The following is a 14,507-nucleotide window of genomic DNA, read 5'->3' as shown; positions in this document are numbered from 1 at the left end:
ATTCTACCTATTTTAGTTAGGCTAAATTAATAATAACCTCTTTTAACCTGCGTTAATATTTTGACTTTAACATTTCATTAACACATTCTATTTGTCGTTTAAAACAAATCCGGATAATTTTACATTTATACAAATAAGTTAGATTATGGATTCTATTGAAAAAACACAAGCTTTACAATATCACGCGACAGGACGTCCCGGAAAGATCGAGGTCATCCCGACAAAACCACATAGTACCCAACACGATTTATCATTGGCTTACTCCCCGGGAGTAGCGGAGCCTTGTCTCGAAATTCAAAAAAATCAGACGGAAGCGTACAAATACACGGCCAAAAGCAATTTAGTCGCCGTCATCTCCAACGGAACAGCCGTTTTAGGTTTAGGAGACATCGGAGCTCTATCCGGTAAACCCGTAATGGAAGGAAAAGGACTTTTATTTAAAATTTTTGCAGACATAGATGTTTTCGATATCGAGGTCGACACGAAAGAAGTGGATAAGTTCGTCGAAACGGTTAAAACCATAGCTCCGACTTTCGGCGGAATAAATTTAGAAGACATCAAAGCTCCCGAATGCTTTGAAATAGAGCGACGTTTAAAGGAAGAATTAGACATTCCCGTTATGCATGACGATCAGCATGGAACCGCTATCATATCGGCAGCCGGACTATTAAACGCCTTGGAACTTAACGGCAAAAAGATCGAGGAGATAAAAGTCGTTGTTAACGGTGCCGGAGCGGCTGCTATTTCTTGTGCCCGTCTTTATTTGACATTGGGAGTGAAGAAAGAGCATTTGATCATGTGTGACAGTAAAGGCGTTATCCGAAACGATAGAAAAGATTTAAACAGTGAAAAACAAGAGTTCGCTACAGACACGCCTCTACAAACTTTACAGGAAGCCTTAGTCGGAGCGGATTTATTTTTAGGTTTATCCGTGGCCGACATTTTGACAGAAGAAATGATTCAAAGCATGGGTAATGACCCTATCGTTTTTGCTTTGGCCAACCCCAATCCTGAAATCTCTTACGAGAAAGCCATACATAGTCGTCCGGACATTATTTTCGCGACAGGTCGTTCGGATTATCCCAATCAAATTAATAACGTATTGGGTTTCCCTTACATTTTCCGAGGGGCATTAGACGTTCAAGCCAAAGGAATAAACGAGGAGATGAAATTGGCGGCCGTTTATGCTTTAGCCCGATTAACCAAAGAACCCGTACCGGAAAAGGTTAAGATGGCCTATAACGATCCTTCCATCGCATTCGGCCGGAATTATATCATTCCAAAAGCCTTAGACGTCCGTTTGATCAGTCGTATTGCTCCGGCCGTAGCCCGGGCTGCCATAACATCCGGAATCGCCCGCAAGACAATTACCGATTGGGAAGCCTATCAGGAACAACTCGAGAAAAGAATCGGAGAGGATGACCGCCTTATGCGACGCATGACGGGAAAAGCCAAAACAGATCCCAAACGTATTGTCTTTGCAGAAGGTGCTGATATAAAAGTACTATTGGCCATACAGGAAATCGTTACGGAAAAAATAGCACATCCTATTCTTATCGGAAATACAACCGAAATTGAGAATTTAAAAAAACAGCTTCATCTGAAGATCGACGAATTAACGATTTTCGATCCGGCCGTAGAAAAAGAGAAGATAAGAGAATACACGCAAGCTTATTATAAGCTGAGGCAAAGAAAAGGGATCACCGCCGAACAGGCCGAAGAATTAATGCATAATTCGAATTTTATCGGATTGATGATGGTCGAATCCGGAGACGGGGACGGACTGATATCCGGCATTCACTCCGATTATCGCCATGTACTACGGGCTGCCAAAGACATCATCGGTTTACGGGAATGTTGCAAATACGCCGTGGGGATGCATATCGTTACCCATAAAAAAGGAACTTACTTTTTGGCGGATACCACCGTTAACAGCCATCCTTCTGCCGATACGTTAGAATCCGTCACCGTCCTCACCTACGAGGCCGTGAAACAATTTAACGTAGAACCTATTATTGCCGTAGCCTCTTACTCCAATTTCGGAGAATACCACTTGGGAAGTCCGGCACAAATACAAGAAGCCATCGAAGTTTTACATCGAAAATACCCGGAAATCATCGTGGACGGAGAAATGTCAGCTTCCGTTGCTTTCAATAAAGAGTTAAGAAAAAAGCGATATCCGTTCTCGCCATTAGCGGATAAAGATGTAAACACGATCATTTTCCCCAACCTGAGTTCCGGAAGTATCGCTTTGGGCATATTACAGGAATTAGGAAGCAACGAAATCATCGGCCCGGTACTCTTAGGATTGAAAAAGCCGGTACATATTCTGCAAATGGGGTGCAGCGTACGGGATATCGTATACATGACCACCCTTGCCGTAACAGACGCTCAAAAAGAAAAACCGGTAGATATGTGCAGACTCTAATCGTACGGTAGTTCGAAACGATTACCCGATTAAGTGATTAATTCACATCATCTCTTGATCACAGAAGTCTAAATGTTTCTTACCTTTGCAAAAAATATAACGTATAATCATCCGTTAAACGGAAATTTTAATTTATCGTATGAAAATAGCAATAGCATGTGACCATGCAGGTTACGAGTACAAGGAGAGATTAGTTAAATACCTTCGGGAGGAGGGACATGAAGTGAAAGATTTCGGGACTCACTCTTCCGAAAGTATGGATTACCCGGACACGGCACACCCGTTGGCCGTCAGCGTGGAATCCGGAGAATACGAAAAAGGAATTGTCCTGTGCGGAAGCGGAAACGGTATCTCCATGACAGTAAACAAGCACCAGGGAATCCGTTGTGCCCTATGCTGGAATATGGAATTGGCAGCTTTGGCGCGTCAACACAACAATGCCAATGTTTGCAGTATTCCGGCTCGTTTCATAGCCTACGAAGAGGCTCAAAACGTGATCGACACCTTCTTATCGACAGCCTTCGAAGGCGGAAGACATCAACGGAGAATAGATAAGATTCCGGTAAAATAAACACCATAAAAAACGGGTCCCGAAAACGAGACCCGTTTTATTCATTTATCAGACATCAAAGGATCAATTTATATCCTTTTCCGTGAACATTGATAATTTCCACAGAAGGATCTTTCTTCAAGTGTTTACGTAATTTGGTGATATAAACATCCATACTTCTTGCATTGAAATAGTTGTCATCCGCCCAAATGTTCTTCAAAGCAAAGTTTCTCTCCAATACTTTATTTACATTCAAGCATAACAAACGAAGTAATTCCGATTCTTTCGTGGTCAGTTTTTGCTCCTCTTCTCCATCAAACAAAGTTTGCTTCTTAGAGTTGAACGTCAACTTACCGATCTTAAAGATCTCTTGCTCATCTTCCGGTTTCAGACCGGTCGATCTTCTCAATACGGCCTCGATTCTCAAAAGCAACTCTTCCATGCTGAAAGGTTTACTCATGTAATCGTCAGCTCCTAATTTGAATCCTTCCAACACATCTTCTTTCATCGTTTTTGCCGTCAAGAAAATGATTGGAATCTCGCTATTAATTTGTCGTACGTCTTTTGCCAAAGTGAAACCGTCTTTCTTCGGCATCATCACGTCAAATATACAAATATCGAAAGGTTGATTTAAAAAAGTCTCGTAAGCGACTTCTCCATCCTCGCATAAAACGGTGTCAAAACCTTTAGCTCTTAAATACTCTTTAAGCAGCATGCCGAGGTTTGTGTCATCCTCTGCTAATAAAATTTTAATTTTCTCATCCATAGCTATGTTGTTTTAAATAATTCTCTATATCGTTTTAAATTCTCTGAAAAAATATACGAAATTAGAAAAATAAGGTTCTCTTTACCTTTTGTTTTTTTGATGTTAATGGTAAAATAATGTCAAAACAGCTCCCTTTATCCGGGGAACTTTCCACGTCAATGTTTCCTCCGTGTGCTTCCACGATCTTTTTCACGTACGAAAGGCCCAGCCCAAAACCTTTCACGTCATGCAAATTTCCTGTCGACACGCGATAAAAACGTTCAAAGATCAATTTTTGATCTTTCTTAGCAATTCCTATGCCATTATCAATCACACTAATAACAATCTCATGATTCCTATTTCGCGTATAGATTGAGATCTCCGGAGCCCGGATACAATACTTAATAGCATTGTCAACCAGATTAGAAATGACGTTCGTTATATGAACCTCATCGGCCAATACTTCGTCATTTTCAGCCTCCAGGTGACCGAACATTTTACCTCCTTTATCCTCCACCCGCAAGATAAATTTAGGTAACAAATCTTCTATAATGTCATTTATATTGATCTTTTTCAATTTTAACTTCATCCTCGTTTCCGTAAAAAGAGCGGTTTGCAATACCCGTTCCACCTGATAAGTCAAACGTTTACTCTCGTCCCGAATAATGGTAGCGACCCGGTCAATGGTTTCCGGCGTATTCGTTACAGCTCCGTCCTTCAACATCTGTGAAGCCAAAGAGATCGTCGCTATCGGGGTTTTAAATTCATGAGTCATATTGTTAATAAAGTCATTCTTTATTACCGATAGTTTTTTCTGACGAATAATAACCACTAAACAGAATACAGAACAAAACAACAAAGCGAATGTGATCAATATACTGGGTAACAACATCCACAAAGAACTCGCCGCATCTCCTGCCAAATCAGGAAACCTCAAATACAGTACCGTTCCTCCTTTTTCACCCGGGAAAATTCTCTTATCCCAATATCGATCCTGTTGGCTTAAAAAGTTTTTAGAGGCCAACACGAACTTTCCATTCTCTTTTATCCCGAACTCAAACGAGCTACGAATACCGTTATCGATCAGAGCATTTCCGATAAAACCGTACAAATCATTCACATCCATCCTGCCCTCTATCATTCGTTCCGGTTTATTCCCCTCCTCTACGACCAGCACGTAATCCTTTCCCAAACGTTCCTTAATCTGCTGTTGCAATTTTGCAAGAGAGGTCGATAAATTATCTTTGGTTACCTTACGACCTACAAAATCACTGACATCCTGCACATCCGAGTCATCATCAATCAAACTCAGTACAGAACTAAACATCAAATTAGGATCGTTCTTAGAAGCGATTTTCCGCTTCGGATCCACGTACATTCGAGTATCTTCTACACCATCCTCTGAACTTTTCAACAGATTGTTCCCCTCTGCAATGCGATTCATCTTCACTTTTCCCCGGATATAATCAACAACCTCATCCATCACTTTATTGACGGTATAATCAAACTGCTCTTTTTTTACTTCAAAGGCGGTCTGAAAATAGCTTGTCTGAAGCAGAATTAATCCAAATAACGAGAGACCAAACACAACACCCAATATGATAATCTGTTGTTTTCTCATACCACAAATTTAACAATTCAATTTTAACATTTCCTACTATTAACACAATTTAACCATATAACGTTTGCATGGCTAATTGTCTAAAAAAGCGTAGGTTGATCATTCTTTACCTGGTCCTTTTTTAGGTGTTTATAGGCCAGATCCGTCACTTCGCGTCCCCGGGGAGTTCTTTTCAGAAACCCCTCTTTAATCAGAAAAGGTTCATAGACCTCTTCTAACGTGCCGGGGTCTTCACTTACGGCAGTAGCTATGGTTGTCAATCCGACAGGACCTCCCTTAAACTTATCGATAATGGTCAGCAGAATTTTATTATCCATCTCATCCAAACCGAATTTATCGATATTCAAAGCTTCAAGAGCATATTGAGTGATCTCATGATCGATAACACCATTTCCTTTTACCATCGCAAAATCGCGTACTCTCCTCAACAGGGCATTCGCGATACGGGGTGTCCCTCGGCTTCTCGAAGCAATCTCTTTCGAAGCCTGGCTTGTTATCTTCACGTTCAGGATAGAAGCGGAACGTTCGATAATTCCCGTCAAAATATCCAGGTCGTAATATTCCAAATGACTGTTAATACCAAAGCGAGCACGCAAAGGGGCCGTCAGTAAACCGCTACGGGTAGTGGCTCCTATCAAGGTAAAAGGATTCAATTGTATTTGTACGGAACGGGCAGCCGGTCCTTTATCGATCATAATATCGATTTTAAAATCCTCCATGGCCGAATAGAGATACTCTTCCACGATAGGGCTCAACCGATGAATCTCGTCAATAAAAAGGACATCGTTCGTTTCCAAATTAGTCAGTAAGCCGGCTAAATCGCCCGGCTTATCCAGCACCGGTCCGGAGGTAATCTTTATTCCTACTCCCAACTCATTGGCAATAATGGCAGATAAAGTTGTCTTTCCCAACCCGGGAGGCCCATGTAATAAGACATGATCCAACGACTCGTCTCTCATTTTGGCCGCCTGTACAAAAATCTCTAAATTATCCACAATCTTTTTTTGTCCCTGGAAATCACGAAAGGTCAAGGGGCGTAACGCCTTCTCCAACTCTTTCTCACTTTCAGGAACATTCCCGCTTCTTATATCAAATCCAGCCATCTATTTTTTTTTACCTGTTTCAAAACCGAATCCCAGCCTAAAAGGATTCGTCGTTTTCTTTTTCGAGTCTCAAATGTATAAAAACTCCATCGCATATACAATGCGGGAAAGAATTAATCACGTTTACGAACAAAAAATGCCTTCAGTAAATCGGCGCATGCTTCGCCCAACACTCCGGCTACCACTTTGGTCTTCGGGTGAAGTATAGGGGGAGTCAGCCTTGCGTATCCCCGGTGCGGGTCCGATGCTCCATACACTAACTCTCCCAACTGAGCCCACGCTAAAGCCCCCCCGCACATAGTACATGGTTCCATCGTCACGTAAAGCGTACAGTCATTTAAATATTTTCCTCCTAACGAAGCGGTTGCCGATGTAATCGCCAACATTTCCGCATGAGCCGTCACATCATTCAATCTCTCGGTTTGATTATGGGCCCTGGCAATAATTTTATCCTTGCAAACAACAATCGCTCCCACGGGGATCTCCCCTTCCGACTGAGCAATATAGGCTTCTTCCAAAGCCTTTTTCATAAAAAATTCATGTTTATCCATCTGATGTATCGTATGAATAGCTAAAGTCTGCATTTTTTTCGAGACCTACAAATTTTCTCTCTCATTTCCCGACAAACCGACTCCCCGATAGCCTTTTCACTTTTTTTCTTTGTTTAAATTCATTTTATACATACCTTTATCATGACAATTACGTAAGAATATATCTAAACATAAATAATATGCAGACGATTGACAATTACAATTTTAAAAACAAAAGGGCGTTAATTCGAGTCGACTTTAACGTACCTATGAATGACAAATTCGAAATTACAGATGATACCCGCATGCGGGCTGCCATTCCAACGATAAAAAAAGTATTGGAAAAAGGAGGTTCTGTTATTCTCATGTCTCATTTGGGACGTCCGAAAAACGGACCGGAGGATAAGTTTTCTTTGAAACACATTCAAAAGCACTTAGAGGAGTTATTGCATACCCCTGTTAAATTCGCGGAAGATTGTGTCGGAGAACAAGCCCAAAAGATGGCAGCCGATTTAAAACCGGGAGAAGTACTTCTATTGGAAAACCTTCGTTTCCACAAAGAGGAAGAAAAAGGGGACAAACAATTTGCCAAAGAACTGGCCTCTTTAGGAGACGTATGGATCAACGACGCCTTCGGAACCGCCCACCGGGCCCATGCCTCTACTGCCGTGATCGCCGAATTTTTCCCGAACGACAAACTTTTCGGTTATGTCATGAAAGGAGAATTAGAAAGCGTGGATAAAGTAATGCACAATCCGACCCGTCCTTTTACAGCCATCATGGGAGGTTCGAAAGTATCCTCTAAAATCGATATCATCATGAATCTGATGGACAAGGTGGATAACCTGATTTTGGGCGGTGGTATGACTTATACTTTTAAAAAAGCATTGGGTGGTCATATCGGAAATTCGATTTGCGAAGAAGATAAACTGGATTTAGCCCTCGATATCCTAAAAATCGCCAAAGAAAAGGGGGTTAATTTAGTGCTTTCCAACCAAACATTAGCCGCCGACGCTTTCAGTCAGGACGCCCACACTCAAATTGTAGACCCCATGAATATCCCGGACGGCTGGGAAGGTTTGGACATCGGCCCGGAAACCCGAAAGGAATTTGCAAAAATCATCGAAAATTCAAAAACCATTCTTTGGAACGGTCCCGTAGGCGTGTTTGAGATCCCCAAATTTGCCGAAGGAACAAAAGCCATCGCCGAAGCCATCGTGAAAGCAACCGAAAAAGGGGCCTTCTCGCTTATCGGCGGAGGAGACTCGGTCGCAGCCATCAACCAATTCGGTTTAGCCGACAAAGTCAGCTACGTCTCTACGGGAGGTGGTGCATTGCTCGAATATATCGAGGGCAAAAAGCTCCCCGGAATCACGGCTATCCGGGAAGAATAATACAGGAAGCACATATACAAAAAGGTATTGTCTTATTTATTCTACAGACAATACCTTTTGTTCTTTTTTAATATGTTGCTTTTTTATATTTTTGCGACATGGAATTAAATTTTAGTATTAAAGAGATTTTTACGGCCTTTATGGTATTGTTTGCCGTGATCGATATCACCGGTTCCGCTCCTATAATCATGAATCTAAATAGTAGCGGGAATAAGGTCAATGCGGAAAAAGCAACCGGAATTTCTTTAGCTATTTTTATCACGTTTCTCTTTGCCGGCGACGCCCTATTAAAACTATTCAATATCGATATCTCTTCCTTCGCCATAGCCGGAGCTTTGGTACTTTTTGTATTAGCGATCGAAATGACTTTTAATATCGAGGTTTTCCGCAATAATGGTCCGGGAGGTTCCGCAACCATCGTTCCCGTGGTCTTTCCTTTGGTTGCGGGAGCTGGAGCTCTCACGACGACCTTATCTCTCCGTGCGGAATGTCATGTCGTTAACATCATCATAGCCATTATTTTAAACATGGCAGTAGTTTATATCGTATTAAAAAACGTCTCTTTGGTGGAACGTTTGATCGGAAAAGGAGGAGTGTACGTATTACGTAAATTTTTCGGTATCATATTATTGGCTATGGCCGTCAAATTATTCACGACCAACTTGACAAGCCTACTTAACTCCTTTTCCTGATTAACCATTGTTATCTTCCCCGGACGATTGTCCGATAATGCTCCCATCTTTCAGTGAATCGACTGTAAGTACATTATTCTACCATACCTATCCATCATTGTAACAGCCTTTATTCAGACAGGCAATATTCCTGTATTTTCGAAATCGAATTTTTAATTGCACATTTTATTTGTTTATTACTAAATACTATCTAATTTTGCACCCGATTAAACAATCGATTTTGGTGTCACCTTTCGTTTTACGGAAGGTGGTGAAAAGGGAATCAGGTGAGAATCCTGAACAGACCCGCTGCTGTAAGCTCCACCGAAATTTTCGAACAATACTCACATCCACTGTTTCGACACGAAATGGGAAGGGCGTTTGAAAACGGAGTAAGTCAGAAGACCTGCCAATATCGTTATAATCTGAAGCTTTCTGGGAGTAGAGCTTGGATATAAACGTGAACATTATCCGATTTATTCTTTACGACAAAAGAGTAACTTCGTTATTTGTACCGCAGGATATTCTCCAGAAGGCTGTTTATTACTTTAATGACAGCTAAAAATGAATTATTCGCATCTTATAGCTCTGAATTTATGGTTGTTGATGACACCGGGAATTTATGCCCAACAGCAGGACACAACTAAAATGTATCATATAAAGGAAGCCGTTGTTTCCGCCAAGCAGATACAAAAAGAGATCATTCCCGTCCAAATTTTATCCGGAGCTACTTTACAAAAATTAAGCGTCCACTCTGTCGCTGATGCTTTACGCTATTTTTCCGGAGTACAAATTAAAGATTACGGGGGAATCGGAGGGTTGAAAACCGTTAATATCCGGAGTATGGGTACTCAACACGTCGGAGTTTTCTATGACGGGATCGAGTTGGGAAATGCCCAAAACGGAATTATCGATTTAGGACGTTTTTCGTTGGACAATATGGAGTCCATTTCATTATACAACGGACAACGAAGCGCCATTTTCCAATCGGCCAAAGACTTCGGTTCAGCCGGATCCATTTATATGGTCTCCAGGATCCCCCGATTCAATCCGGAGAAAAAATACAATGCCAAATTTACCTTTAAGACCGGTTCCTTCGGGTTGGCCAATCCCTCCTTTCTGCTGGAAAACCGACTCGGTAAAAATATCGACGGTTCATTAAGCGCAGAATACATGTATACCAACGGAAAATACAAATTCAGTTACCGGAAGAAAAACGGTTACGATACCACTGAAATACGTAAGAACGGGGATGTATACGCCATTCGAGCAGAATACGGTCTTTTCGGCAAGCTCAAAGAGGGAGAATGGAAAGCAAAAACTTATTTCTATCATTCGGAAAGAGGATATCCCGGAGCCTCGGTACGTGAAGAGCCCGGGAAATTTAAAAATCAGGATCGACAATGGGATTCCAATTTTTTTCTACAAGGCTCCTTTAAAAAGTACTTCAACCGTTACAGCATGCTTATCAACGGCAAATACGCTTACGATTACCTGCATTATCTTTCCGATCCCCGCTTGGACGCTTCTACGATGTATGTAAACAACCACTATCGCCAACAAGAGGTATATCTTTCTTCCGCCAACCTGTTCAACGTTCTTCCCGGATGGAATCTAAATTTATCTGCCGATTTCCAATGGAATAAATTGAATGCAGACCTCGTCGATTTTGTCTATCCTACCCGTTACACGGGCTTAATCGCACTGGCTACGGCTATTAATTTCCAGCGTTTGAACATACAGGCAAGTCTACTGGGTACCTTCGTCAATGATAAAACTCGCGTTACAAATGCAGCTGCAGACAGTAAACAAAAGTATACCCCCACCATTGTCCTTTCCTGGCAACCCTGGGAGGAAAAAGATTTGAATTTCAGGGCATTTTACAAACGAATATTCAGGATGCCCACCCTGAATGATCTGTATTATACCTTTATCGGGAACAAAAATCTGGCTCCGGAATACACGATCCAATACGATTTCGGTATCACCTATGCCCGCCAGTTTACCTCTTCGGCACTAAAAAGTTTAGAAATTCAAGTCGACGGCTACTATAACGAAGTAACCGATAAAATCATCGCCATTCCGACCTCCAACCAATTTCGCTGGACAATGATCAATTTGGGAGAGGTCGAAATTCGAGGAGTGGATGTTGCCTTACAATCGCATTGGAATTTCAAACGTCATTGGTTGCTCGATACCCGAATAAACTATACCTACCAGAAGGCTCAGGATTTCAGTAAACCGGGAAGTCCTTTTTACGGAGATCAGATCCCCTATATTCCCTGGCATGGCGGATCCGCAATCCTGAACGGCAGTTATAAAAGCTGGGATTTGAACTACAGCTTCATCTATACCGGAAAACGTTACGAATCGAGCGCCAATATTCCTGAAAACAAAGCCAAAGAGTGGTATACAAACGACCTTTCGGCTTCCAAGACATTTCTGTGGAAGAAGGCAAAAATCCGATTGACGGCAGAAATCAATAACCTGCTGAATCAACAATACGAGGTCGTGGAGTGTTATCCCATGCCGGGTACCAACGTAAAGTTTACGATCAATATAGAAATCTGATACAAATAAACCTTTAATCTTTTAAAGTATGATCAAACTAAAAATTCATGTAGGTATACTCTTTCTGGTAGGAAGCTTTATATTCTCTTCCTGCCGGAACGATGATGAAGAGATCATCTCTTCGGTTATCACCCAAGTAGCGCCGAGCGATTCGGTCTCCGGTCCCATTAAGGGATTCTTTCTGTTGAACGAAGGAAATATGGGCAGCAATAAAGCCACTTTGGACTACTTCGACTACACGACCGGAAAATACCATAAAAATATCTTTCCGGAAAGAAATCCTTCGGTTGTCAAAGAACTCGGAGACGTAGGAAACGACATTCAAATTTACGGAAACAAATTATACGCAGTTATCAATGCCTCCAATCTGGTGGAAGTCATGGATGTCAATACGGCCAAGCATATCGGAACAATTTCTATTCCGAATTGCCGATACATCGTATTCGACAAAGGATACGCTTATGTCAGCTCTTATGCCGGAAAAATAGAAATAGATCCCAACGCCCGGTTAGGGTATGTAGCCAAAGTGGATACGGCTACCCTGCAAATACTCGACTCCTGTTCCGTGGGGTATCAACCGGAAGAGATGGTTATTGCCGGAAATAAACTATACGCAGCCAACTCCGGAGGGTATCGCGTTCCCAACTACGACAATACGGTATCGGTCATCGACCTGAACAGTTTTAAAGAGATTAAAAAAATTCCGGTAGCCATCAACCTCCACCGGATGAAAATCGACCGGAATGCCAATATCTATGTTACCTCCCGGGGAGACTATAAAAACATACACTCCAACACCTATGTCATCGATCCGAGAAAAGACATCGTCACCGACGTTCTGAATTTCCCGGCAAGCGAGCTATACCTTTGCGGGGATTCGCTTTACGCCTACAGCACGGAATACAGCAAAATCACCGAAAAGAACACGGTCACCTACGCCATATACAATACCAAAACAAAACGTATCGTAACCAGAAACTTTATCAAGGACGGAACGGAACTATCGATAGAGGTCCCCTACTCTTTGGCCGTAGATCCGAGAACCAGAGAGATATACATTTCTGATGCCAAAGGCTATGTCACCCCGGGCACTCTTTATTGTTTCACCCCGGACGGAAAGAAAAAATGGGAAGTGACCACAGGAGATATTCCGGCACACCTTGTTTTTACCACAAAACCATTGAAAGATTTAAAATAAAAAATCGCTCATTATGAAAAAAAACAAATTCTTACTTATCATCTTGTTATGGGGCCTTTTCCTCGGAACCCTTCAATCCTGTTCCGACGACGATAAGGTACATATCGGTTCTCCTGACGTGACTTTCAATAACGGAAGTGGAGAATATAAAGTCAAAATCGGTAAAGAGATCACGTTAAAAGCAAAAATAAAAGATGCCGTAAATCCTGTCTATTCCTGGAAGATAAACGGTGAGATCGTCTCCACCGATACGACATTCCTGTTCTTCGGCAAGCAAATCGGCGAGAGCTTTGTTAACTTTCGATTGGATGCGGATAACGGAAGTATAGAAAAACAGGTAAAAATCTCCGTCGTTGAGAAAGCCCTTCCCGTGGTCTCCATCAACGGTTCCCTTGCCCCGTTTGCCGGGATCGATTATCCGATAGCTCCCGCGGTAGAGAACAGTGAAGGTGCCAGTTATCTCTGGCGAGTAGACGGAAAAGTATCCGGTACGGACAGCGTACTCATCTTCAATCAACCCGAAGCAGGAGAATACCAATTGGCTTTGACCGTAAAAAATGAAGACGGAGAGGCCGTTTACATCAATAAAGTGATGGTCTTATCCGTCATAGAAGCACAATTGATCTTTAGCGACGGCCGTTACCGGATTCCCACGGATAACCGGATTCCCAAATTTACAGTTCCTCAAGGGAGAAAATTAGTTTTATCTCCGACCACATTCGGTATTTCCCCCAACGCCGTTTATGAATGGAGCGTGGACGGAACCGTACAAAACGAAAAATCGGTATTTTTCACTTTTGAACCTACGCAACAGAAAACCTATCGCCTTAAAGTATCTGTAAAAGAGGGGGGAAAAACAGTATTTGCAGAAGCCGATATTACCTGTACGGAACCGGAAGAGACCCATCGTCGGACGATCACCGCCTCAAGTTCCGCAAAGATAACCGACATTTTCGAATATATCCCCGCACCGAATCAATTCAATTCATACCAGATCGGTTCTACTTTCACCCAAGCTTTAAACGATGCCCGTTCCATACTTACCAACGAGAGTTACACCTTCCTCGGGGCTTACGGGGGATACATCGTCATGGGCTTCGACCATAGCGTGGAGAACAAAGAAGGCGAATATGATTTAGAAATTAATGGAAATGCTTTTTCCGGTAATTCCGAACCGGCTATCGTATGGGTCATGCAGGATGAAAACGGAGACGGATTGCCGAACGATACATGGTACGAATTGAAAGGAAGTGCTATCCCGGAACAGACTACCCGTCAATACGCCATTACCTACTACAAGCCCAAGGAAACTCGCACCAACGTGATTTGGGTCGACAATGAGGGAAAAACCGGAAGTGTGGATATCAATAGCTACCACTCCCAGGACTATTATTTTCCGATGTTTATCCAAGGGAACAGCTATACCCTATATGGTACCAAACTGGCTCCCCTTACCGAGAATGTCGGAGGAATCTGGTATAATCGGGATTACGAATGGGGATACGTGGATAACTACGGAACAAATAAGGATTGTTTCGACATCGGTAATGCCGTTCAACGCGACGGAACCCCTATAAAACTAAAATACATCGATTTTGTCATGGTACAAACCGGAATAAGTTCCAAAGCGGAAAACATCGGAGAACTTTCCACCGAGTGTTGTGCAGCCTACGATTATCACTTAAAGAATAAATGA

At 42.2% G+C, this 14,507-nt stretch carries 11 protein-coding genes and 1 riboswitch; of the genes, 7 read left to right on the top strand and 4 right to left on the bottom strand.

The window, feature by feature from the left end; all coding sequences use genetic code 11:
- The first annotated feature begins 145 nt into the window (after window positions 1–145).
- A complete protein-coding gene (locus DMB45_RS04585) occupies window positions 146–2,428 on the top strand; it encodes an NADP-dependent malic enzyme (protein WP_041505196.1) in 2,283 nt (760 codons plus the stop codon).
- A gap of 139 nt (window positions 2,429–2,567) precedes the next feature.
- The gene (gene rpiB, locus DMB45_RS04580) at window positions 2,568–2,999 is read left to right on the top strand and encodes a ribose 5-phosphate isomerase B (protein WP_041503375.1); all 432 of its coding nucleotides are present in this window, start codon (window positions 2,568–2,570) and stop codon (window positions 2,997–2,999) included.
- A gap of 55 nt (window positions 3,000–3,054) precedes the next feature.
- Here the strand turns inward: rpiB and rprY are convergent, their stop codons facing one another.
- The 4 genes from rprY to DMB45_RS04560 form a co-directional block, all read right to left on the bottom strand.
- On the bottom strand, window positions 3,055–3,744 hold the full coding sequence (rprY, locus tag DMB45_RS04575) for a response regulator transcription factor RprY (protein ID WP_041503374.1): 690 nt from the start codon (window positions 3,742–3,744) through the stop codon (window positions 3,055–3,057).
- Window positions 3,745–3,805: 61 nt separating this feature from the next.
- Complete coding sequence (locus tag DMB45_RS04570; RefSeq protein WP_041505197.1) at window positions 3,806–5,344, bottom strand: sensor histidine kinase; 1,539 nt, start codon at window positions 5,342–5,344, stop codon at window positions 3,806–3,808.
- Between the two features lie 80 nt (window positions 5,345–5,424).
- Window positions 5,425–6,447, bottom strand: a complete 1,023-nt coding sequence (ruvB, locus tag DMB45_RS04565; RefSeq protein ID WP_041505198.1) for a Holliday junction branch migration DNA helicase RuvB — start codon at window positions 6,445–6,447, stop codon at window positions 5,425–5,427.
- Window positions 6,448–6,560: 113 nt separating this feature from the next.
- Complete coding sequence (locus tag DMB45_RS04560) at window positions 6,561–6,998, bottom strand: nucleoside deaminase (RefSeq protein WP_041505319.1); 438 nt, start codon at window positions 6,996–6,998, stop codon at window positions 6,561–6,563.
- Window positions 6,999–7,177: 179 nt separating this feature from the next.
- On the opposite strand from DMB45_RS04560, the gene DMB45_RS04555 reads away from it, so the two are divergent.
- The 5 genes from DMB45_RS04555 to DMB45_RS04535 all read left to right on the top strand — a co-directional run bounded on the left by DMB45_RS04555 (window position 7,178) and on the right by DMB45_RS04535 (window position 14,507).
- Window positions 7,178–8,371 carry a phosphoglycerate kinase gene (locus DMB45_RS04555; RefSeq protein ID WP_041505199.1) on the top strand — a complete coding sequence of 398 codons (1,194 nt, stop codon included), beginning with the start codon at window positions 7,178–7,180 and terminating at the stop codon, window positions 8,369–8,371.
- Between the two features lie 98 nt (window positions 8,372–8,469).
- Window positions 8,470–9,063 (top strand): MarC family protein, encoded by a 594-nt coding sequence (locus DMB45_RS04550; RefSeq protein WP_041505200.1) that lies wholly within the window; start codon window positions 8,470–8,472, stop codon window positions 9,061–9,063.
- A 204-nt stretch (window positions 9,064–9,267) separates the two neighbouring features.
- A riboswitch (cobalamin riboswitch) is annotated at window positions 9,268–9,470 on the top strand.
- Window positions 9,471–9,648: 178 nt separating this feature from the next.
- Window positions 9,649–11,613 carry a TonB-dependent receptor gene (locus DMB45_RS04545; protein WP_394341853.1) on the top strand — a complete coding sequence of 655 codons (1,965 nt, stop codon included), beginning with the start codon at window positions 9,649–9,651 and terminating at the stop codon, window positions 11,611–11,613.
- Between the two features lie 28 nt (window positions 11,614–11,641).
- Window positions 11,642–12,811, top strand: a complete 1,170-nt coding sequence (locus DMB45_RS04540) for a YncE family protein (RefSeq protein WP_041505202.1) — start codon at window positions 11,642–11,644, stop codon at window positions 12,809–12,811.
- Between the two features lie 13 nt (window positions 12,812–12,824).
- A complete protein-coding gene (locus DMB45_RS04535) occupies window positions 12,825–14,507 on the top strand; it encodes a PKD-like domain-containing protein (protein WP_041505203.1) in 1,683 nt (560 codons plus the stop codon).

This window comes from Sanguibacteroides justesenii (assembly GCF_003204205.1).
GTDB lineage: Bacteria > Bacteroidota > Bacteroidia > Bacteroidales > Marinifilaceae > Gabonibacter > Gabonibacter massiliensis.
Note: the sequence above shows the minus strand (reverse complement) of the source record. Positions and strands in the feature narration are given on the sequence as shown.